At 65.4% G+C, this 21,949-nt stretch carries 17 protein-coding genes; 12 read left to right on the forward strand and 5 right to left on the reverse strand.

Annotated features, from left to right (window positions below):
* Positions 1 to 218 precede the first annotated feature (218 nt).
* Both fabF and VW23_RS10460 read right to left on the reverse strand, forming a co-directional pair.
* Positions 219 to 1,490, reverse strand: a complete 1,272-nt coding sequence (gene fabF / locus VW23_RS10455; RefSeq protein ID WP_084645892.1) for a beta-ketoacyl-ACP synthase II — start codon at positions 1,488 to 1,490, stop codon at positions 219 to 221.
* A 64-nt stretch (positions 1,491 to 1,554) separates the two neighbouring features.
* Positions 1,555 to 1,947, reverse strand: coding sequence for a MarR family winged helix-turn-helix transcriptional regulator (locus tag VW23_RS10460; RefSeq protein ID WP_176730374.1), 393 nt, complete (start codon positions 1,945 to 1,947; stop codon positions 1,555 to 1,557).
* A gap of 166 nt (positions 1,948 to 2,113) precedes the next feature.
* On the opposite strand from VW23_RS10460, the gene VW23_RS10465 reads away from it, so the two are divergent.
* The 6 genes from VW23_RS10465 to VW23_RS10490 all read left to right on the forward strand — a co-directional run bounded on the left by VW23_RS10465 (position 2,114) and on the right by VW23_RS10490 (position 8,549).
* Positions 2,114 to 3,328 (forward strand): NADP-dependent isocitrate dehydrogenase, encoded by a 1,215-nt coding sequence (locus VW23_RS10465; protein ID WP_069909510.1) that lies wholly within the window; start codon positions 2,114 to 2,116, stop codon positions 3,326 to 3,328.
* Between the two features lie 106 nt (positions 3,329 to 3,434).
* Positions 3,435 to 3,836 (forward strand): DUF6855 family protein, encoded by a 402-nt coding sequence (locus tag VW23_RS10470; RefSeq protein WP_069909522.1) that lies wholly within the window; start codon positions 3,435 to 3,437, stop codon positions 3,834 to 3,836.
* A gap of 77 nt (positions 3,837 to 3,913) precedes the next feature.
* Entirely contained in the window at positions 3,914 to 5,455 is a 1,542-nt protein-coding gene (locus tag VW23_RS10475) for a COG3904 family protein (RefSeq protein ID WP_069909511.1), read from the forward strand.
* Between the two features lie 62 nt (positions 5,456 to 5,517).
* Positions 5,518 to 6,495 (forward strand): glycerophosphodiester phosphodiesterase family protein, encoded by a 978-nt coding sequence (locus tag VW23_RS10480; RefSeq protein WP_069909512.1) that lies wholly within the window; start codon positions 5,518 to 5,520, stop codon positions 6,493 to 6,495.
* A gap of 110 nt (positions 6,496 to 6,605) precedes the next feature.
* Positions 6,606 to 7,589 carry a DMT family transporter gene (locus tag VW23_RS10485; protein ID WP_069909513.1) on the forward strand — a complete coding sequence of 328 codons (984 nt, stop codon included), beginning with the start codon at positions 6,606 to 6,608 and terminating at the stop codon, positions 7,587 to 7,589.
* Complete coding sequence (locus tag VW23_RS10490; protein ID WP_069909514.1) at positions 7,590 to 8,549, forward strand: DMT family transporter; 960 nt, start codon at positions 7,590 to 7,592, stop codon at positions 8,547 to 8,549.
* Between the two features lie 288 nt (positions 8,550 to 8,837).
* On the opposite strand, the gene alaS is transcribed toward VW23_RS10490, so the two are convergent.
* Entirely contained in the window at positions 8,838 to 11,477 is a 2,640-nt protein-coding gene (gene alaS, locus VW23_RS10495; protein WP_069909515.1) for an alanine--tRNA ligase, read from the reverse strand.
* Between the two features lie 334 nt (positions 11,478 to 11,811).
* Positions 11,812 to 12,888, reverse strand: coding sequence for a recombinase RecA (gene recA, locus VW23_RS10500; RefSeq protein ID WP_082528255.1), 1,077 nt, complete (start codon positions 12,886 to 12,888; stop codon positions 11,812 to 11,814).
* A 255-nt stretch (positions 12,889 to 13,143) separates the two neighbouring features.
* On the opposite strand from recA, the gene araD1 reads away from it, so the two are divergent.
* The 4 genes from araD1 to VW23_RS10520 all read left to right on the forward strand — a co-directional run bounded on the left by araD1 (position 13,144) and on the right by VW23_RS10520 (position 19,756).
* Positions 13,144 to 14,136, forward strand: coding sequence for an AraD1 family protein (gene araD1, locus VW23_RS10505; protein WP_069909523.1), 993 nt, complete (start codon positions 13,144 to 13,146; stop codon positions 14,134 to 14,136).
* A 275-nt stretch (positions 14,137 to 14,411) separates the two neighbouring features.
* Positions 14,412 to 16,511 carry a calcium-binding protein gene (locus VW23_RS10510; RefSeq protein ID WP_069909516.1) on the forward strand — a complete coding sequence of 700 codons (2,100 nt, stop codon included), beginning with the start codon at positions 14,412 to 14,414 and terminating at the stop codon, positions 16,509 to 16,511.
* Between the two features lie 235 nt (positions 16,512 to 16,746).
* Positions 16,747 to 18,465 carry a type I secretion system permease/ATPase gene (locus VW23_RS10515; protein ID WP_084645894.1) on the forward strand — a complete coding sequence of 573 codons (1,719 nt, stop codon included), beginning with the start codon at positions 16,747 to 16,749 and terminating at the stop codon, positions 18,463 to 18,465.
* The gene (locus tag VW23_RS10520; RefSeq protein ID WP_069909517.1) at positions 18,458 to 19,756 is read left to right on the forward strand and encodes an HlyD family type I secretion periplasmic adaptor subunit; all 1,299 of its coding nucleotides are present in this window, start codon (positions 18,458 to 18,460) and stop codon (positions 19,754 to 19,756) included. The genes VW23_RS10515 and VW23_RS10520 overlap by 8 nt, the downstream gene beginning before the upstream one ends.
* Here VW23_RS10520 and VW23_RS10525 read toward each other — a convergent pair.
* On the reverse strand, positions 19,753 to 19,968 hold the full coding sequence (locus VW23_RS10525; protein WP_069909518.1) for a hypothetical protein: 216 nt from the start codon (positions 19,966 to 19,968) through the stop codon (positions 19,753 to 19,755). The two genes, VW23_RS10520 and VW23_RS10525, sit on opposite strands and share 4 nt — an antisense overlap.
* Positions 19,969 to 20,094: 126 nt before the next feature.
* Between VW23_RS10525 and VW23_RS10530 the strand changes: the two genes are divergently transcribed.
* Together VW23_RS10530 and VW23_RS10535 are read left to right on the forward strand one after the other, a co-directional pair.
* Complete coding sequence (locus VW23_RS10530) at positions 20,095 to 21,126, forward strand: aldo/keto reductase (RefSeq protein ID WP_069909519.1); 1,032 nt, start codon at positions 20,095 to 20,097, stop codon at positions 21,124 to 21,126.
* Complete coding sequence (locus VW23_RS10535) at positions 21,126 to 21,737, forward strand: HAD-IA family hydrolase (protein WP_069909520.1); 612 nt, start codon at positions 21,126 to 21,128, stop codon at positions 21,735 to 21,737. Before VW23_RS10530 ends, VW23_RS10535 begins: the two co-directional genes overlap by 1 nt.
* The last annotated feature ends 212 nt before the right edge of the window (positions 21,738 to 21,949 follow it).

The raw sequence follows: 21,949 nt of genomic DNA on the forward strand, positions 1-21,949 counted from the left end.
GCCTTCCTCTACGCTTTCGTCGATAGCTACAACAAAACCCGCCTCAGGTGCCTCGACTACAAGGCACCAGCCGAGGCCCTCGCCAACCTCACGGGACACAACACGAAAGCAGGGACCCAACGCGCAGCCATCGCAGGACGTGAAATGGGTCCCCGCTTCGCAGCGAGGAGATCGAGCGGGTGGTGAAATGGCGGCCCACCCCAACGCCCAAGTGAGAGCTAGATCGCCGAGAACACCAGCGAAGCGTTGACCCCGCCAAAGCCGAAGCCGTTCGACAGCACGTGCCGCAGTGTCTTCTTCCTGGCCACCTTCGGCACCAGGTCGAAGCGCTCGCCGACATCCGGGTCATCGAGGTTGAGCGTTGCCGGGACAATGCCATGCCGGATCGCTTCGATCGAGTAGACCGCTTCGATCGCGCCCGCCGCCCCCATCAGGTGGCCGGTGGACGACTTGGTCGAGGAGATCGCAAGATCCTTGCCACGATTGGAGAACAATGCCCCGATGCCGGCCAGCTCCGCCGCGTCGCCCACTCCCGTGGACGTGGAATGAGCGTTGATGTAGTCGATCTCGCCAGTCGAAACCCCGGCCATTCTCAGTGCATTGGCCATCGCCACCTGTGCGCCCGCGCCCGTCGGCTCGCCAGAAGTGAGATGGTACGCGTCCGCCGAGGTCCCGTAACCAGACAGTATCGCGAGGGGCGTCGCACCGCGGGCCACGGCGTGACTCAACCGCTCGATCACCAGCACTGCCGCCCCCTCGGCCAGCACGAAGCCATCGCGCCTCCGGTCGAACGGGCGCGATGCTGCCTGTGGATCGTCGTTGAACGCCGTCGCCAACGCCCGCGCCGCGCCGAACCCGCCGACTGAGATCATGTCGACCGATCCCTCGGCACCGCCGACCACAGCCACTTCGGCCTCGCCGGTCAAGATCAAGCGCATGCCGTCACCGATCGCCTGGGCCGATGCCGCGCAGGCCGTGACCGGCGCTCCGATGGGGCCCTTGAAGCCGTAGTTGATCGAGATCCATCCGGCCGCAAGGTTCGGCAGGAACGCCGGCACGGTGAATGGCGACAGCCGCCGCGGCCCCTTCTCGATGATCGTCTCGACAGCGTGTGCCATTACCGGCGAGCCGCCCACGCCGGAGCCGATGATTGTTGCCGTTGCCGCCTGATCTTCCGGCGTTGTCGGATGCCAGCCCGCCTGGTTCAGCGCTTCCTGCGCCGCCACCAGCCCGTACTGGATAAACAGGCCCATCTTCTTGATGTCCTTGGCGTCGATCGCGACCAGCGGATCGAAGCCCTCGGGATCGTTCGCCTTCTCGGGCACCAAGCCCGCGATCTTGGCGTTGTAGTCGGTCACGTCGAACCGGGTGTTTGGCCCAATCCCGCTCCGCCCCTCGATCAATCGAGCCCAGTTGGTATCGACACCAACTCCGAGCGGGCTGACGGCGCCCATGCCAGTGACGACGATCGGATCGGACTGAGTTGCCATCGGAATTCTTCCTTCTCGTGTAGTTACACGGTTGTTTCAAAGTCAGTCGGCTGCCGTACCGCTTTCAGATAGTGGCGAGCCGCTGCAGTTTCATCAGGGTGTCTTCAAAGCCGTCGGCGCCGAGCTCGGCACGGATTTCCGCCTGCGCCTTGCGCCAAAGCGGCAGCAACTCGTTGACCAGGTCGCGACCTTTTGCTGTCAGCGAGCAGATCCGCCCATTGCCATGCTCGGCCGGCCGCGACGCGATCAGCCCCATCTTTTCCAGCCGGTCGAGGTTGCGCGTCAGCGTCGTGCGCTCGAAGCCGCGCTGTTCCGCCAGCTCGCTGACGTTCCGCTCGCCCGAGGCAACGATCAGCCCGAGCACCGAGTACTGCGTCGAGGTGATGCCGAATGGCCGCGTATAGGCATCATAGCGCCGCGTAATCGCCCGCGCCGCCATCCGCGTATTCGAAACCATGCACCGGCTGAAATCATCCATGCGTCGACAAATAGTGTGTAGTTACACGGTGTCAAGTGAGGGCGGGGTTCGTCGAAGTGGATCGGCGAGGCGGGCGCTTCCGCTCGCCCGATTTCATGCTATTAGGCCCCGCATCAGATTTTCCGCGCCGCTGAGGAGCTTACGCATGGCCAAGATCAAAGTTGCCAACCCTGTCGTCGATCTCGACGGCGATGAGATGACCCGCATCATCTGGCAGGCGATCAAGGACAAGCTGATCCTTCCCTATCTCGATCTCGATATCGAGTATTACGACCTCTCGGTCGAGAACCGCGACGCCACCAACGACCAGGTGACGGTCGACGCGGCCAACGCCATCAAGAAGCACGGCGTCGGCATCAAGTGCGCCACTATCACGCCCGATGAGCAGCGCGTCGAAGAGTTCAAGCTCAAGAAGATGTGGAAGTCGCCCAACGGCACCATCCGCAACATCCTGGGCGGCGTGATCTTCCGCGAGCCGATCATCATGTCGAACGTGCCGCGCCTGGTGCCCGGCTGGACCCAGCCGATCATCGTGGGTCGTCACGCCTTCGGCGACCAGTATCGCGCCACCGACTTCAAGTTCCCGGGCAAGGGCAAGCTGACGATGAAATTCGTCGGCGATGACGGCACGGTGCAGGAATATGACGTGTTCGACGCCCCGTCCGCGGGTGTCGCCATGGGCATGTACAACCTCGACGACTCCATCGCCGACTTCGCCCACGCCTCGTTCAACTACGCCATCAACCGCAAGGTGCCGTGCTACCTCTCCACCAAGAACACCATCCTCAAGGCCTATGACGGTCGCTTCAAGGACATCTTCCAGGAGATCTTCGACCGCGATTACAAGGCGAAGTTCGACGAACTGAAGATCTGGTACGAGCACCGTCTGATCGACGACATGGTCGCCTCGGCACTGAAGTGGTCCGGCGGCTACGTCTGGGCCTGCAAGAACTACGATGGCGACGTGCAGTCCGACATCGTGGCGCAAGGCTTTGGCTCGCTCGGCCTGATGACCTCGGTGCTGATGACCCCCGATGGCAAGATCGTCGAGGCGGAAGCCGCGCACGGCACCGTCACCCGGCACTACCGCCAGCACCAGCAGGGCAAGGAGACGTCGACCAACTCCATCGCCTCGATCTTCGCCTGGACGCGTGGCCTGCAGCACCGCGCCAAGCTCGACGGCAATGCCGAGCTGGCGAAGTTCGCCGAGACCCTGGAACGGGTCTGCATCGACACCGTCGAGGCCGGCCAGATGACCAAGGATCTCGCCCTGCTCGTCGGTCCGGATCAGAAGTGGCTCTCGACCCTCGGCTTCCTCGACGCCATCGACGCCAACCTGAAGCAGGCCATGGCGGCCTGAGGTCCAACACAATGGCAGGCGGCGATTGCATCGCCGCCTGCGCTCTCGCTGGTGCCTCCGTCATCTGGCCGGTCTATAGTTTGCGGCGCGAGATGAGGAGCCGATGATGCCAGCAGGTACCAAAGACGATCCGTGGTTGCTCAAGACCCCACCGGGCAGCAGCGACATCACGCTTTACCGCGCTCCCGATGCATCGCCGCCCGCCCTGGTTTGTGTCGCCGGCGGTACCGAGCTGCGCTACCACCTCCGGGCCATCGAAGATCTGCACCAGATGCTAAAGCAGCACGGCGACTGGATGGAGCTCGGCAACGCCGATGAACAGAAGGACGCCAAGCCCGGTACCGTCGAAGCCTGGGCCCGCGCTCCCGACAACCCGGTGGGCGGTTGGTATGGCATCAGGAAGGGGTTCCGTGGTCGCTTCGCCAATTACGTGACGCCGGTGCTCGAAGCCCTCGGCCTGGTCGAGCTGGAGCACGGTCCGCGCAACAACCGGGTCCGCGCTCTCTGATCCGCCATAACACCCAAGGACGCTTGAACGGCGAGCGTCAAACCTCCTAGAACTACAGTTCTCGGGGGAGTTTCCGCATGCGCCTTCTCGCCTTTTCGATCGCACTGCTGTCGATCTTCGTCGTCCAGCCGATTAGCGCCTCGGCTGCGACTATTTCCATCGTCTCAATGCAGTATTCCGCCACCCACCCGGTGCCTCACCTGCACTATGATGGCGACACCGCCGACGGCGACTTCGCGACGCTGCAGAGCATGTACGACACCTTCGTCAAATGCCGCCTGTCCTGTATCGGCCCCGATGGCGGCGCCACGGCGGTGCTGACGCTGAACGGCCCGGGCGGTAGCTATTACGAGGGTTTGGCGCTTGCCGATTTCCTGCGCGCCAACCACATCGCCACCGTCGTCGAGCGCGGCAGCAGCTGCTACTCCGCCTGCGCCTTCGCTTTCCTAGGCGGCTCCGCCTGGTCCAGCCAGGACGGTGTCGGCACCTATGTCGACCGAATGGTCGAGCCGGGGTCCATCGTCGGCTTCCACGCCCCCTATGCCGACGAACAGTCCTTTATCAATGCCCTGAACGAGCGCGGCGCTATGGCCATGCAGGGCCAGACCCGGGATTCGCTCGCCTTGATGGTCAAGGAGCTGGTGAAGTGGAATGTCGATCCCGAGGTCATCTTCAGGATGGTCGGCATGGGACCGGAGGAAACCTACAACCTGCTGACGGGCGAAGACCTCTATCTGGCGCGAGTGACGCTGCCGCCGACGCCGTCTTCAGGCTGGATCACCGACCTGCCCTCGGCCATCCGCGAGGCCTGTTTCCGTCTGCTGGCCATCGATGAGCGGGCCGACCCTTACGACATGCAGTGGCGCTTCCAATCCGACTACACCCCGGCGATCGGCAAGGCCGAGTTCGCCGGCCCGATCTCGGGCTACAAGCTCGGCGAGCGCCTGCTCGATATCGGCAGTTGCTCGGCCACCGACGCCTCGATGGCGACCGATGGCGACTACGAGATCGCGCTCTACTTCTCCCCCGGCCTCGATGGCCTCAATGCGGCGAGCACCAGCTTCTTCAATCGCCAGCATGGCTGGTCCACTGCCGGGGTCGGGCGCGACCCGCTGAAGCGCATCTTCGCCAAGGGGCCGCTCAACAGCTTCTTCCTGCCGCTCGACGCCGATATCGATGGCCTCGACCTGCCGGGCGAAGCTGATATCGACGCCAACCGCTTCAATACGGCGCTGCCGCCGCTGCTGCCGACCATGCCCAGCGACCTCGTGGTCGACGCCAGTACGCCCAGCTCGCGCGTCTCGCACCTGGGCGATGTCTTCGTTTTCGAGCGGGTCGGCGGGCGCCAGCTCTATGACAGCGCCCTGGCGCAGGGTGCGCTGGGTCGCGCCTACACCAACGATGTCACCAGCGACACCGGCTTCGTGCGCGAAGGCGCCTTTATCGATACCGCCGCGACCTTCGTCTGGTTCGGCATCCTCGATGGCGACAGCAGCGCCGTGGTCGAGGCCGTCGTGGTCAAGCCGAACGGCGAAGCCCCTACCGATGAAGACCTCGCGACGCTCCGGCGCATCCAGTGCGAGACCGATTTCCTCGGCTCCAAACTCAACTGCGGCTGAGCCCCCGCGCCATACTTGAGCCACGAACCAAAACGAGCGTCGGCCCCATTTGAGGGGTACTGATGTTCAAAAAGATTCTGCTCGGCCTCGCGGTCATTGTCGCCGCGGTCTACGTCTGGAATGCGTCCTGGCGCGTGGCGCCACCTGAGGGAAAGCTCGAGCTGATCGCCCATCGCGGCGTGCATCAGACCTTCGATCGGGCGGGCCTCGACAACGATACCTGCACCGCCGAGCGGATCGATGTGCCGGCCCACGACTACCTCGAGAATACCATCCCCTCGATGCAGGCGGCCTTCGCCGCGGGCGCCGATATCGTCGAGCTCGATGTCCATCCGACCACCGATGGCCAGTTTGCCGTACTGCATGACTGGACCGTCGATTGCCGCACCGAAGGCACCGGCGAAACCCGCAGCCACGACATGGCGTCGCTGAAGCTGCTCGATATCGGCTACGGCTACACCGCAGACGACGGTGCGACTTATCCGTTCCGCGGCAAGGGCGTCGGGCTGATGCCTGAGTTGCAGGAGGTGTTCACCGCCCTCCCCGCCGAACGCTTCCTCGTCAACTTCAAGAGCAACGAGGCACGCGAGGGCGACATGCTGGCTGAGCTGCTGTCGTCGCACCCGCAATGGCGGCCGGCCGTCTGGGGCGCCTATGGCGGCGATCCGCCGACCTATCGCGCCGCCGAGCTGATCGGCGAGCTCAATGTCTGGTCGCGCAAGGGTCTTATCGATTGCCTGCTGCAATACGAGGGACTGGGTTGGACCGGCTTCGTGCCGGACGCCTGCCGCAACACCAAGGTCATGCTGCCGATCAACCTGGCGCCATTCGTCTGGGGCTGGCCGAACCTCTTCATCGAGCGCCTGCAGCAGGCGGGCTCCGAGGTGATCCTGCTTGGCCCTTACAGCTCCGGCGACCCCGGCACTGCCGGCATCGATACGCCCGAACTGTTGGCTCAGGTGCCGAACGACTTTGCCGGCTACGTCTGGACCAACAAAATCGAGACCATCGGTCCGCTCGCGCGTGAACGCTTCAAGTAGAGACGAAATAATTAGGGCCTGTGGCATTCACGCCCATCGACGGTGCAGCCGACCCATCGTATAGGACTAACATACCAGTTGCCGTCCCTCCCCTCTTGGATACCCAGAAGATGCCCTCCGGCGTCGTTTTCGCGCTTTTCGCCTACCTCCTCTATTCCTGCTGCGACGCCATCATCAAAGGGTTCGGCACCAGCCTCTCCGTCTTCGAAATTGCTTTCTGGACGGCGCTGTTTTCCTTCATTCCGGCGATCTTCACCAAGCCCAAGGGCGAGCACTGGCGGCACCTGCATCGCATGCGCCATCCCTATCTGGTGCATTTGCGCAGCATCGCGGGGGTGATCGGCAACCTCTGCATCATCTATGCCTTCACCCACATTCCGCTGGCCGAGGCGTACTCCATTGCGTTCCTCGCGCCGATCATCGTGGTGGCGCTGTCGCGTAGCTTCCTCGGCGAAACCGTGACCTGGCAGCGCTGGCTGTTCCTCGGCGCCAGCTTCTGCGGCGTGCTGCTCGTGGTCCGGCCGGGCTTTCGCGAACTGCAACTCGGCCACCTCATGGCGGTCGGCGCCGCGGTGATGGGCGGCATCGCTACCACCACGCTGCGCAAGGTCGCCCCGGTCGAAAAGCGCGTCAGCCTGCTCGGCCTGCCGCTGGGCTACGTTGTCGTCATCAACTCCGTCCTGATGGTCGTCGCCGGGTTCCATTGGCCGACGCTCGAGGAGTTCGCCTTCCTGATCCTGATCGGGGCCCTGGGCGGCACCGGCAACATCCTGTTCATCACCGCGACGCGCACCGCGCCGATCAGCATGATCGCGCCGGCCCAGTACAGCCAGATCGCCTGGGCCATCGTCTTCGGCGCCGTGTTCTATGCCGAGTATCCCGATAGCGTCGCCTATTGCGGGCTCGTCGTCGTTGCCATCTGCGGCATCCTCAACGTGATGTCGGACGAAACGCGCATCCGCATCTTCTCGCGCCTGTCGGTCTTCGGTCCGGCCAGTGCCGTTTCCGAAGTCAGCCCGCCGCTGGGCGACGATGCCAAGCTGCCGCGCCGCGCCGAGGCCGACGATGAGGCGCAAGTGGCGCCGGGCAAGTAGATGCTGCGCTCCCTCTCACCGGTGTCGCTCGGCGTGCTTTGCGTGCTGGGCGGCATGGCGTCATTCTCGACCGCCGATGCGCTGGTCAAGGCGCTGGGCGGCTCGCTCAACGTCTTCGAGATTGGCCTCTTCACCACGGTCTTCTCGTTCCTGCCGGCCCTGTTCTCCAAGCCGCGCGAAGAGCGCTGGCGCGACACCTTCAAGCTCAACCGCCCGGCGCTGATCATCCTCGTCGCGCTCTGCCGCACCCTGAGCGCCGTGCTGATTACCTACGCCTTCGTCACCATCCCGCTGGCCGAAGCCTATTGCCTGGTCTTCCTCATCCCGGTGCTGGCGACCATCCTCTCGGTCGTCGTGCTCAAGGAAGAAGTGTCGTTCGATCGCTGGGCCCTGGTGGTGATCAGCTTTCTCGGCGTGCTGCTGGTGGTGCGGCCGGGCTTCCGCGAGATCGAACTGGGGCACATCGCAGCCTTCATCTGTGCGCTGGCTGCCGCCGTGTCGCTGACCACCATCCGGCTGATCTCGGGAGCCGAGCGGCGGGTGACACTGTTCGCCCTGCCCGGCCTGCTCACGCTGGCGGTCAACCTGGTCGGCGTCTTCGTGATCGGCTTCAGCTGGCCGAGCCCGCTGCTGCTGGGCGGGCTGGTGGCCTGCGGCGTGCTGGGCGGCATCGGCTATCTGCTGCAGCTCAAGGGCGTGGCGCTGGCCCCGGCGAGCCGGGTGGCGCCGATGCAGTACAGCCAGATCATCTGGGCGCTGCTGTTCGGCGCTTTGTTCTTCAGCGAAGTGCCCGATGCGATCAGCCTCGCCGGGCTTGGCGTCATCGTTGCCGCCGGGCTCGCCAATATCTTCGCCGACGGCGCCCGCACCCGCATCGCCGGACGCTGGGCCGAATACCGCGCCCGGCGAGACAATCCCTCGCCGGACGATTTCAAAGGGCCGGGCCCGGATCCGGTGTAGGTTGGTCGGGAAGTCTTGGGACCGGGCACGGGCTGCCCCACATCGTCCCCTCGCCCCTGAGGGGAGAGGGCTAGTGCAGCTAGGACCGTCAGGTCCGTAGCGGAACTAGGGTGAGGGGTTCAGCTTCTCAGCGAGCGTATGTTGCGCCGCTTCACCCCTCAACCGGCCTTCGGCCACCTTCTCCCCTGAGGGGAGAAGGGAGAGGCATCGCATCCAGGCGACGCGCCTCCGGCAACCGGAAGACAAGGTCAGAGCGAGGGGCAGCACGCGCCCACTCGCTCTCATATACTACAGCCCGCCGCGCACCGCTGCGATGGCGTCGGCGCCCCTGGCGCCATCAGGACCGCCGCCCTGCGCCATGTCGGGACGGCCACCGCCGCCCTGCCCACCCAAAGCCGCAGTCGCCAGCTTGATCAGTTCGCCGGCCGAATACTTGCCGGTCAGGTCATCGGTAACGCCGACAGCGACGGTGCCGCGGCCGTCGTCGCCCTTCAGCACAACCGTAACCACACCCGAACCGATCCGCTTCTTCTCGGTATCGACCAGGCCCTTGACGTCCTTGGCCGAAATGCCCTCGACGGCGCGGCCGACATAGGTGACGCCGTTGACCGTCTCATCGGCCGAAGCCGGCGCTGAACCGCCACCGCCCAGCGCCAGTTTCTTGTTGGCGTCGGTGAGCGCGCGCTCGGCCTTCTTCAGGTTTTCCTGCAGCGCCTCGATGCGGGTGAACACCTCGTGCGGCCCCACATGCAGCGCATCGGCGACGCCGGCGACGAGATTGGCATTGGTGCGCGCATGCTGGCGCGCCCCCTTGGCAGTCAGCGCCTCGAGGCGGCGCACGCCGGCGGCGACGCCGGAATCGCCAAGGATGGTGATCAGGCCGATATCGCCGGTGCGGCGCACATGCGTGCCGCCGCAAAGTTCGACCGACCAGCCCACGGCATTGCCGGTCGGGTCGCCCATTGAAACCACCCGCACTTCATCGCCGTATTTCTCGCCGAACAGCGCGCGAGCCCCGGACTCCTTGGCCTCCTCGACGCCCATCAGGCGCGTTTCGACCGGCGAGTTCTGCAGGACGATGTCGTTGGCGATCTCTTCGACCTGAGCCAGTTCCTGCGGGGTGATCGGCTTGGTGTGGACGAAATCGAAACGCAGCCGATCGGCCGAAACCAACGAGCCCTTCTGCGCCACGTGGTCGCCCAGCACCAGGCGCAGCGCCTCGTGCAGCAGATGCGTGGCCGAGTGGTTGGCCCGGATGGCCGAGCGCCGGTCGTGATCGACGAGCAGCGCCAGCGGTGAGCCGACCGTTATCGTACCCTCGGTGACCTTCACCTTATGGCCGAAGACGCCATTGTTCTTGACCGTGTCCGTCACGCTGGCCGCGATGCCTTCGCCGGAGAGCGAGCCGGTATCGCCGACCTGGCCGCCGCTCTCGCCGTAGAACGGCGTCTGGTTGAGCACCACATAGCCCTCGTCGCCGACCTTCAGTTCGTCGACGATGGCGCCGCCCTTGACCAGCGCGGTAACCGCGCCTTCGGCGGTCTCGGTCTCGTAGCCGAGGAACTCGGTCGGGCCGACCTGATCGGCCACCGCGAACCAGACCTTGTCCTCGCTCGCCTCGCCCGAACCGGCCCAGCTCTTCCGAGCCTCGGCGCGCTGGCGGGCCATCGCATCCTCAAAGCCCGAGAGGTCGACATTGATGCCGCGGGTGCGCAGCGCATCCTGCGTCAGGTCGAGCGGGAAGCCATAGGTATCGTAGAGCTTGAAGGCGGTGACGCCCTCGAGCATGTCGCCCTGCTTGAGCTCGGCGGTGGCTTCGTCGAGGATGACGAGACCGCGGCTCAGCGTCTTGAGGAAGCGCTGCTCCTCGAGCCGAACCGTCTCCTCGATCATCTGCTCGCCGCGCACCAGCTCGGGATAGGCCTGGCCCATTTCCCTGACCAGCGTCGGCACGATCTTGTGGATCACCGGGTCGGTGGCGCCGAGCAGGGTCGCGTGGCGCATGGCGCGGCGCATGATGCGGCGCAGCACATAGCCGCGACCTTCGTTCGACGGCAGCACGCCCTCGGCAATGAGGAAGCTCATGGCGCGCACGTGGTCGGAGATGACGCGCAGGCTCGGGGTCGTCGGATCGCCATTGAAGTTGGTGGCGTGCATGGTCGACGAGACCAGCGACTTGAACAGGTCGATCTCGTAGTTGTTGTTGGTGCCCTGCATCACCGCGGCGACGCGCTCGAGCCCCGAGCCGGTATCGACCGAGGGCTTGGGCAGGCTGGTGCGCGAGCCGTCCGCGAACTGCTCGAACTGCATGAACACCAGGTTCCAGATCTCGACGAAGCGGTCGCCATCTTCCTCGGGCGAGCCCGGAGGGCCGCCCCAGTACTTGTCACCGTGGTCGTAGAAGATTTCCGAGCACGGGCCGCAGGGGCCCGTATCGCCCATCTGCCAGAAGTTCGACTTGGCGCCGAGCCGCACGATGCGATCCTCAGGCAGGCCGGCGATCTTCTTCCACAGCGCCATCGCCTCATCGTCGTCTTCGTAGATCGTCGCTGTCAGCTTCTCCTTGGGCAGACCCCACTCCTTGGTGAGCAGGTTCCAGGCCAGCTCGATCGCGTGCTCCTTGAAGTAGTCGCCGAACGAGAAGTTGCCGAGCATCTCGAAGAAGGTGTGGTGGCGCGCCGTGAACCCGACATTGTCGAGGTCATTGTGCTTGCCCCCGGCGCGCACGCATTTCTGCGAGCTGGTCGCCCGCACGTAGTCGCGCTTCTCGACGCCGGTGAAGACGTTCTTGAACTGCACCATGCCGGCATTGGTGAACATCAGGGTCGGATCGTTCCGCGGCACCAGCGGGCTCGAGGCGACTTCTTCGTGACCATTGTTCGCGAAGTAGCTCAGAAAGCTCGACCGGATATCGTTCACGCTCGTCATGACGGGTCTCTTACAGACAAATGGCGAGGCCGTAGCCCCGCCAAGAACAACAGGAAACGCCTTCTATCGCGGGGCTTGCGGTTGTGTCCAGCACAGGGTGGCGAGAGGCGGCAGATTGGGCTTGACGATGCGGCTTGATCTCGCCCACCCCGCCGATGTCATTCCCGCGCAGGCGGGAACCCAGTGGGATGCTTCAGCAACTGCTGGCGTTGAGAGATCTCACTGGGTCCCCGCCTACGGTGCGATGGCACACCTTGAGAGCAGACACCCAGCATCGCCCAAAACGAAAGGGCGCCACCTGGGCGCCCTTCTGTTCAGTTCGCAACCGGACCGATCACGCGTCCCCGTCGTCGCCCTCGTCACCTTCCGGACCGGCCAGCAGCGCCTCGCCGAGGATACCGGAGCTCTCGCGAACCCCCTTTTCGATCTGGTCGGCGATCGCCGGATTGTCCTTGAGGAACTGGCGGGAGTTTTCACGCCCCTGCCCCAGCCGCTGGCTGTCATAGGAGAACCAGGCGCCGGACTTCTCGACGAGCCCCGACTTCACGCCGAGATCGAGCAGTTCGCCGGTCTTGGAGATGCCTTCGCCATACATGATGTCGAACTCGACCTGGCGGAACGGCGGGGCCAGCTTGTTCTTGACCACCTTGACGCGAGTCTGGTTGCCGATGACTTCCTCGCGCTCCTTGATCGCGCCGATGCGGCGGATGTCGAGGCGAACCGAGGAGTAGAACTTCAGCGCGTTACCGCCGGTGGTGGTTTCGGGCGAGCCGTACATCACGCCGATCTTCATGCGGATCTGGTTGATGAAGATCACCATGGCCTTCGACTTCGAAATCGAGCCGGTGAGCTTGCGCATCGCCTGGCTCATCAGGCGGGCCTGCAGGCCCGGCATCGAATCGCCCATCTCACCTTCGAGTTCGGCTTTCGGGGTCAGCGCCGCCACCGAGTCGACCACCAGCACGTCGACGGCGCCGGAGCGCACCAGCGTATCGGCGATCTCGAGCGCCTGCTCACCGGTATCGGGCTGCGAGATCAAGAGTTCATCGACCTTCACGCCGAGCTTCCTGGCGTAGATCGGATCAAGCGCGTGCTCGGCATCGACGAAGGCGGCGATGCCGCCATTCTTCTGCGCCTCGGCCACCACATGCAGCGCCAGCGTGGTCTTGCCCGAGCTTTCCGGCCCGAACACTTCGACGATGCGGCCGCGCGGCAACCCACCGATGCCCAGTGCGATATCCAGTCCGAGCGAGCCAGTGGAAATCGCTTCGACCTGGGCAATGGCGCCCTCGCCGAAGCGCATCACCGTGCCCTTGCCGAAATTCCGCTCGATCTGGCTCAGCGCTGCTGCCAGCGCCTTTTCCTTATCCATCGATCCCTCAATAACTCGCAGAGGCGCAACAGCAGCCATCACCGGTCTCCCTTATTCCACTTCGGTCCGCGCCGCGCAAACCGATAACATGTCCATCGAATGTACTCATTCTGTTCTCATTTCGTTTCCAAATCGTCAAGGGGGTAAATTCGCTGTTCCTTACGCACCGGCTCCTTGCGATTCGAGCGTCGCGGCCCCTTGGCACCGGCATTGGTGATCTACATCCAAAATCCCAATGCATTCGCCGCCGGGCCGCGCTATAGGGCGGCAACGAAAACCGAGGGAATGGGCTTCATGCATCTCATCCAGTTCGAGAACGACAAGGGCGCGCGCGCCGTCGGCGCCACCGAAGGCGGCGCTACCAGCGTGGTTACGGGGGCTGAGAGCGTCTATGCGCTCGCCGCCGAAGCCGCCGAACGCGGGCTGTCGCTGCGCGCCGTGGTGATCGAAAAAGGCCTCGGCGCCAAACTCGATCGCGAGGCGCTCGCCCGCGAAGGCCGCCTGCTGGCCCCGGTCGATCATGCCGATCCGTCGCACCTCTATGTCACCGGCACCGGCCTCACCCACCTCGGTTCGGCATCGACCCGCGACGCCATGCACAAATCGAACCAGCAGCAGGCCGAAGCGCCGCTCACCGATTCGATGAAGATGTTCCGCATGGGTCTCGAAGGCGGCAAGCCCGCGCCGGGCGAGATCGGCGTACAGCCCGAATGGTTCTACAAGGGCAACGGCTACACCGTCACCGCGCCGGGCCAGCCGATCCCCTCGCCCGCCTTCGCCAAGGACGCCGGCGAGGAGCCCGAAATCGCCGGCATCTACTATATCGGCAAGGATGGCACGCCGTTCCGCCTCGGCTTCGCGCTCGGCAACGAGTTCTCCGACCACGTGACCGAGCGGGTGAACTACCTGTTCCTCGCCCATTCCAAGCTCCGCTTCTGCTCGTTCGGGCCGGAGCTGCGGGTCGGCGAGCTGCCGCGCAACGTCTCGGGCATGTCGCGGATCCTCCGCGCCGGCAAGGTGCTGTGGGAGAAGCCGTTCCTCAGTGGCGAGGACAACATGAGCCACACCATCGCCAACCTCGAGCACCACCACTTCAAGTACGATCTGTTCCGCCAGCCGGGCGACATCCACGTCCACATGTTCGGCACCGCGACGCTGAGCTTCGCCGACGGCATCAAGACCGAGCCCGGCGACGTGTTCGAGATCGAGGAGGCCCAGTTCGGCCTGCCGCTGCGCAATGCCGTGGCGTGGAACGAAGACCGGCCGGTAACCATCCGCCAGCTCTAAGAGCTGGTTACTGCTGACGTTTCAGGAGCCGGGCCAAGTGCCCGGCTCCTTGCTTTTCCGCCCTTTTTCACAGCGTGCACATTCTGGCCCCCTCCCCGCCCAGATTGGCGGGCGAGGTGTGGGCGTTCCCGGGCTTTTGGAACAAATGCCAAGCATTTGGTGCAAATCCGATCGATCGGCCTCAGCCGGGATTAGCGCCGATCAGGGAACACTGCCGATGCGGTGCAAAGGGAGGCATTCGCGTCCACCTCCACCTATAGCGAAAGGTACTCCCAATGATCACCGTATCCGCCTCGACCTCCGCGGCCGAGCTGCAGGCCATTATTGACTCGGCTCCGGCTGGCGAAACCATCCTGATGGGCGCCGGCACGTTCGAGTTCGACCAGACAGTCGTCATCAACCGCGACGACATCACGGTGATGGGCACCGGCTCCGGCGCCACGACCATCGAACTCGTCGGCAATGCCCGCGTCGGCGGCGCCTTCCAGATCGGCGGGGTCATCGATGTGCCCAGCTATTCGGGCGAGTTCGCGCTGGACGAGCCGGCCGCGGAAGGCTCGATGTACCTGCATCTGGCGGACGCCTCGGGGCTCAAGACCGGCGATCACCTGTGGATCGAGCTCGAAAACACCCCCGAATATCTCGACTCGATCGGCGATACGGAGTGGCGCGAAGACAAGCCGCTGCGCACCTCGATGGTTGAAGTCGCCTCGGTCAACGGCAACACCGTCCGGCTGACCAACGGGCTGGCTTTCGATTTCTCCACCATTGCCTCGGTGCAGAAGATCGAGGTGGCCGAGAACGTCAAACTCGGCGGCTTCACCGTCGAATCCGGTCTCGCCGAGCAGGATCCGGGCAGCTTCACCAATGTCGAGGCTTCGTTCGACCGCTCCAACGTCATCTCGCTGTCGGGCACCAGCCACGTAAAGCTGTTCGACATCACCATCGATAACGCCCCGTCCAACGGCTTCACCTTCTCCCAGACGATCTTTCTCGAGGCCTCGAACCTCACGGTCGATGGCGCGGTGAACAAGGGCGATGGCGGCAACGGCTACGCCTTCCAGCTCAAGGCGCTCTACGACAGCCAACTGGTGGGGGTTGAGGCCTTCGACACCCGCCACGCCGTGCTGTTCGCCAGCTGGACCAGCGAGGCCAACAACACCATCCAGGTGCGCGAGACCAACCGCGACATCAACTTCCACGGCGGCGACGATCACGACAACATCGTCACCGTGCTGAGCTCGGAACGCACCGACCTCGAGGCCACCTATCTGTCGCCGACCCTGTTCGTGAACGACGAGGGCACCAGCTACGGCGCCCCCACTAACCCCCATGCCAACACCGTCACCTTCGACGTCGTCAAAGGCACCAACAAGAGCGAGCTGCTGGTGGCCAATGACAGCGGCGTCGAGTTTCACGCCCGCGCCGGCGCCGACATCCTCGTCGGCGGCAACGGCGGCGACCGGCTCTACGCCGAAAAGGGCGATGACCTGATCTATGCCTCCAAGGGCAACGACGTCATCGATGGCGGGCTCGGCACCGATGTGCTGGCCTATGCCGGCGAGCAGGACGACTACACCCTGACCCGTGACCTCTCCGGCCGCTTCGTCGTGCACAAGGCCGGCGGCGGCTATGACATTGTCGGCGGCGTCGAAGCCTTCCGCTTTGCTGATGGCACGGTGGCGGCATCGACCCTCACCGACTTGCCGACCACCTATTTCGGTTCGGATGACGCCGACCGGATCGTCGTCAGTTCGGTGCACGACGTGGTGCTGTCGGGCGGTGGCTATGACCGTATCGTGGCCTCGACCAGCTACGTGCTGGGCGACGAGAACGAGGCGCTGGAGCTGACCGGCGATCGCGCCACCAACGGCTTCGGCAATAGCTCGAATAACAGCTTCACCGGCAACGAGGCCGCCAACGAGCTGTTCGGCTTTTCTGGCGACGATCGGTTCTTTGCTCGCGGCGGCAATGACTACCTGTCGGGCGGTGATGGCAGCGACGATCTCTATGGCCAGGCCGGCAACGACCGGCTGTTCGGCGGCAGCGGCGATGACCTGCTCAACGGCGGCTCGGGCGCCGACACCTTCGTGTTCTCGGCCGGCCGCGACACCATCGAGGACTTTTCGCTCCGCTCCGGCGACCGGCTCGACACCGGGCTCACCGGCTTTGCTTCAGCGGCAGCCTTCCTCGCGGCGTTCCGCGAGGCAGCGGCAAGTGGTGGCGACACCTTCGATACGCTCGGCATCGATGTCGATGGCAGCGGCTACCACGTCGAGATCCGCGTCGCCGATGCACATGGCGATCCTCTCGTCATGGGGCTCAACGGCGCGACGCTCGAATCCCTTTTGGCATCGTCGGACTGGATCGTCTGACCTGCCCTCAATTTCGGCACGGGGGCACCCAAATACCTGTTGCTGAAAAATGCGGCACCAACCCCGCATAAACTAAACCCCGGAACCCCCGCGTTCCGGGGTTTTTTCTTGCTCCGCTTCGCGCTGGTCATGCCATCCGAGCATGGCTCCTATCCGGTCCCGCCGGTTCATGCAGGGCGCGGCGGAACCGAGACTTCGCCGCACTCGCCCAATCGGGCAGCGACGGGGTACAACAATGTCGAACGGCGCCCGGCGCGAAAGCGTCGTCCGCGCCCTGATGAGGCGCACCGGCTTCCCGCTGCTGGCGCTTGGCCTGTTGAGCCTTGCCACCAACCTCCTGGTGCTCACCGGCCCGCTGTTCATGCTGCAGGTCTACGACCGGGTGCTGGCCAGCCGCTCGGTGCCGACGCTGGTGGCACTGTTCGCGCTGGTCGCCGGCACCTACGCCTTCCTCGCTTTGCTCGACCTCTTGCGCTCGCGCATGGCCTTCCGCTTTGCCGCAGCCCTTGTGGCCTCGATCGCCCCCGACGTGTTCCGCGCCTCGCTCCGCGCCGGGTTGCTGCCGCTCGGCCTCGCGCGACCCGACGCGGTGCGCGACCTCGATTCCATCCGCAGCTATGTCGGCGGGCCGGGGCCGCTGGCGCTGTTCGATCTGCCCTGGCTGCCGGTCTATCTGGGCGTGGTTTTCCTGTTCCACCCGGCGCTCGGCTGGCTGGCGACCGGCGGCGCGCTGGTGGCGACGACGCTGCTGGTGATCAACGAGCGCCTGTCGGGCCGGCCGACCACCGAAGCGGCCGCCGCCATGGCGCATCGCCAATCCCTGGGCGAGGATGCCCGCGCCAATGCCGAACCGGTCTTCGCCATGGGCATGCTCGACGACGTGACAACCCGCTGGCAAGCCCGCTCCGAGGCACTGGCCGAGGTGCAGAACCGCGCTTCCGATGTCGGCGCGCTCTATTCATCGGTAACCAAGTCATTCCGCTTCCTGCTGCAATCGGCGGTGCTGGCACTAGGCGCCTACCTTGTCATCCGCGGCGAGCTTTCCCCCGGGCTGATGATCGCTGCCTCGATCGTCACCTCGCGGGCGCTGGCCCCGGTCGAGCAGATGGTGGCGCAGTGGCGCGGGCTGACAGGGGCCCGCCAGGCGCTGCGTCGCGCCGAAGCGCTGCTGGCGGCGCAACCGCCGGCGAGCAACCGGCTGAGCCTGCCCGATCCGCAATCCACCCTGGAAGTCCGGCAATTTGCCAGCGGGCCGGACCTGCTGAAGCCACCGCTGGTCGCCGGTGTGAGCTTCAGCCTCGCGGCGGGCGAAGCCATGGGGGTGCTCGGCCTTTCGGGCTCGGGCAAGACCTCGCTGGCGCGCGGGCTCTGCGGCATCTGGCCGGTGCTGCAGGGCGAAGTGCGCCTCGATGGCTCCGAGCTCACGCATTTCGATCCGATCCAGCTCGGCCGCCGCATCGGCTACCTGCCGCAGAGCGTCGGCCTGTTCGACGGCACGGTTGCCGAGAACATCGCCCGCTTCCGCCCCGATGCCGACAGCGAAAGCGTGCTGAAGGCAGCCCGGCTGGCCGGCGTGCACGAGCTGATCACCGGCCTCTCCGATGGCTACGACACCCGGATCGGAGCCCGTGGCGCGGCGCTTTCGGCCGGGCAAAGACAGCGCGTCGGGCTGGCGCGGGCGCTCTATGGCGATCCGTTCCTGCTGGTGCTCGACGAGCCGAACGCCAACCTCGATTTCGCCGGCGACACCGCCCTGACCACCGCGCTCACCGCCGCCAAGGCGCGCGGCGCCGTGGTGATCGTCATCGCCCACCGGCCCAGCGCCATCGCCGTGTGCGACAAGCTGATCTACCTGGTGAACGGGCGCCAGAGCGCCTTCGGCGCCAAGGAGGAAGTGCTGCGGCAGGTGACGGCCCCTGCCCCACGCATCGAAGGGGTGCGGGTCAATGGCTGATCCCCTCAAGAGCCTCAGGCGCCACGCCTTTGCCGGGCTCGGCGCCATGGCGCTGTTCATCGGCGTGCTGGGCGGCTGGGCTGGCACCACCGAGATCGCAGGCGCGGTCGTGGCGCAGGGTACCGTTGTGCCGCTCGAAGGCAGCAAGCGCGTGCAGCACCCGGAAGGCGGTGTGGTCAGCGCCATCCTGGTCAAGGACGGCGATGCGGTCGAGGCCGGGCAACTGCTCGTCCACCTCGACAGCACTACGGTGTCCGCCAATCTCGCGGTCATCGTCTCGCAGCTGAGCGCTGCGTTTGCTCTCGAGGCCCGGCTCACGGCCGAAAGCATTGGTAACGACAGGCTGACGCTTCCGGCCAATCTCGATACCTGGCCTGACCGCGCGACCTTGGACGGATTGCTCGCCGCACAGGAGCGCCTGCGCCAGAGCCGGGCCGACGCGCAGGCCGGCCTCGCCACTCAGCTGCAGGAACAGATCGGCCAGCTCGGCGAGCAGATCGCCGGGCTCGAGGCTCAGCAGGCAGCGGTGCGGCGGCAGAGCGAAATCCTCGCCGGCGAGGTCGTCGATGCCGAGGCGCTATTCCGCGATGGCCTGATGGAAGCCAGCCGGCTCAACGCCTCCAAGCGCGAGTTGGCACGGCTCGAGGGCGAGGCCGGCAACCTCACCGCCGAGATCGCCTCGGCTCGCACCGCCATCGCCGGCAGCCGCGCCAAGATCGCCGAGAATACCGCCACCTTCCGTGCCGGCGTGCTCGAGGATCTGCGCGATGTCGGACTGCAGATCGCCGAACTGCTGCAGCAGAAGATCGCCGCCGAGGACCGGCTGGCAAAACTCGAAATCCGCGCGCCCCAGGCCGGCATCGTGCACGAGTCGATCGTCCGCACCGTTGGCGGCGTGGTTGCTGCCGGCGAGACGCTGATGCAGGTGGTCCCGCATACCGACCGGCTGGTGCTGGAGGCACGCGTCTCGCCCATCGATGTCGACAAGTTGACTGTCGGCCAGGCCGCCGCGGTGCGGCTCACCGGGTTCGATGCACGAACCACGCCCGAACTGGTGGCGGCGGTCGATTCCATCTCGCCCGATCTGTCGCGTGATCCGGCGACCGGCGTCGCCTATTTCTCGATCCGCATGAGGCTGAGCGAAACCGAGCTCGCCCGCCTGCCCCACGGCCAGCACGTCACCGCCGGCATGCCGGCCGAGGCCTTTCTGCGTACAACGGACCGCACGGTGCTGTCGTACTTGCTGGGGCCGCTGGCGGCACAGCTGAGCCATGCCTTCCGCGAGGACTAGTCCTCGTTGCTGGCGACCTGCTGCAGCCGCTTGAGCTTCGGTCCGTCGAGGAGGCCGAGGCGGCTCATGAAGCTGAGCAGCAGCTGGCCGCTGTCGAGCGGCGCCAGCATGAGCACGAGGCTATCGGAAATCCTTGGGCTTCGCCGCGCTGGTCCAGACTTCCCGTCAGCGAGATCGAGCAACAAGGCGTGGGCAAAGCCGAGCTTGAGCATGGCCATCTCCTGGTCTCTGGTGAGCTTACGCCGCGAACACTTGCGCTACCACCTTTGGCTGGTTTACCCCGTGCAACTGACATGTCAGTGTCCGCCGCCGTTGGGCCCAGGGAGTTTTGAGCAGAGATGAGCGCCACCAGTTTCAAGCAGCGCCAGGTTGGCCGGACCAGCCTCGAATTGACCGAGCTCGGGCTCGGCGGCGCGACGCTCGCCGGCATCTTCACCGAGGTCCCTGACGAGCAGGCCCGCGCCACCGTCGGCGCTGCCGTCGATGCCGGCATCCGCTACTTCGACACCGCGCCGCAATATGGCTATGGCCGCTCCGAGCACCTGATGGGCGATGGCCTGCGCTTCCGCACCGAGGGCGTCGCAATCTCCACCAAGGTCGGCCGCTTGCTCCGTCCGGTGCAATCGGAAACCGAGCGCGACTATCCGCACAACTGGATCAAGCCGCTGCCCTTCGAGCAGGTCTACGACTACAGCTACTGGGGCGTGATGCGCTCCTATGAGGCGAGCCTTGCCCGGCTTGGGCTCAGCAAGGTCGACATCCTCTATGTCCACGATATTGGCCTCGCCACTCACAGCGCCGAGCAGAACCCGATCTACTGGAAGCAGCTTGCCGAGGATGGCGGCTACAAGGCGCTGAAGGAACTGAAGGCCACCGGCAAGGTCTCGGCCATCGGCCTCGGGGTCAACGAGTGGGAGGTGCTGATGGATGCCTTCGCGCTCGGCGATTGGGACGTGTTCCTGCTCGCCGGCCGCTACACCCTGCTCGAACAGACCTCGCTGACCCCATTCCTCACCACCTGCCTCGAGCGCGGCGCTTCGGTGGTCTGCGGCGGTCCGTTCAACGGCGGCGCGCTGATGGGCACCGGCACCTGGAACTACGCCAAGGCCCCCGAGCACATCATCAAGCGCGTCTCCGACCTCGAAGCGCTGTGCAAGGAATTCGGCGTTCCGCTCGGCGCCGCCGCGCTACAGTTCCCGCTCGCCCATAAGGCGATCTGCAACATCCTCCCCGGCCCGAAATCGCCGGCCGAACTCAACGGCATCCTCGACTGGTGGAACGTCAAGATCCCCGACGCCCTGTGGGACGCCCTGGCCGATAGGAAGCTCGTGGAAGCCGGCGCGCCGCTGCCGAACGGACGCACCGCCTGATGCCACGCAAGGTGCTGATGATGGACGTCGATGGCGTCCTCGTCAGCGGCCGCCCGACCGACGGCCGGCACCTGTTCGCCGAACTGCAAGCCGATCTCGGCCTGTCGCCGGACCGGCTGCGGGAGACCTTCTTCACGCCGTTCTGGGAAGCGATCGTCACCGGACGCGAAGGGCTGACCGAGCGGTTGGCGCCGGTGTTGGCCGAGATCGCGCCAAAAGTTTCGTGCGAGCGGCTGATCGCCTACTGGTTCGAGCACGACTCGCGGGTCGACCAGGCTGTGCTTTCAGCGGTGAAGCGCTATCGCGAACGCGGCGTACCGGTGTTCCTCGCTACCAACCAGGAGCACATGCGGGCCGACTACCTGATGCAGCAGGTCGGGCTCGGCGCCCACGTCGACGGCATCATCTATTCCGCCGCGCTCGGCCACCGGAAGCCACATGCCGAGTTCTTCGACCGCGCCGCGGCCATTGCCGATGCTGCGCCCGAGGAGATCGTGCTGGTCGACGACACGCTGGCCAATGTCGAAGCGGCGCGGCAGGCCGGCTGGAGCGCGGTGCACTGGACTGGCGACAGCACGCTGGATGATGAGCTGGCACCCTTTATGGGGTGAGCGCGCCATTCGGTCTTACAGTGACGGATCGGTGGCTTACCCCTCACCCGTCTCGGCCTACGGCCGATCCACCCTCTCCCCGACGGGGCTACGGCATGCACGGAAGTGGTTTGGGGTCATCGGCGAGCTGTGATTCAAGGTGGCATTGCCAACTTGGAGGTCATTGGGATGCCGTTTGCGATCGGGGATGTGCGAGTAGCTGAGCGCGGTGA

It is taken from the genome of Devosia insulae DS-56 (assembly GCF_000970465.2).
Classification (GTDB): Bacteria; Pseudomonadota; Alphaproteobacteria; order Rhizobiales; family Devosiaceae; genus Devosia_A; species Devosia_A insulae.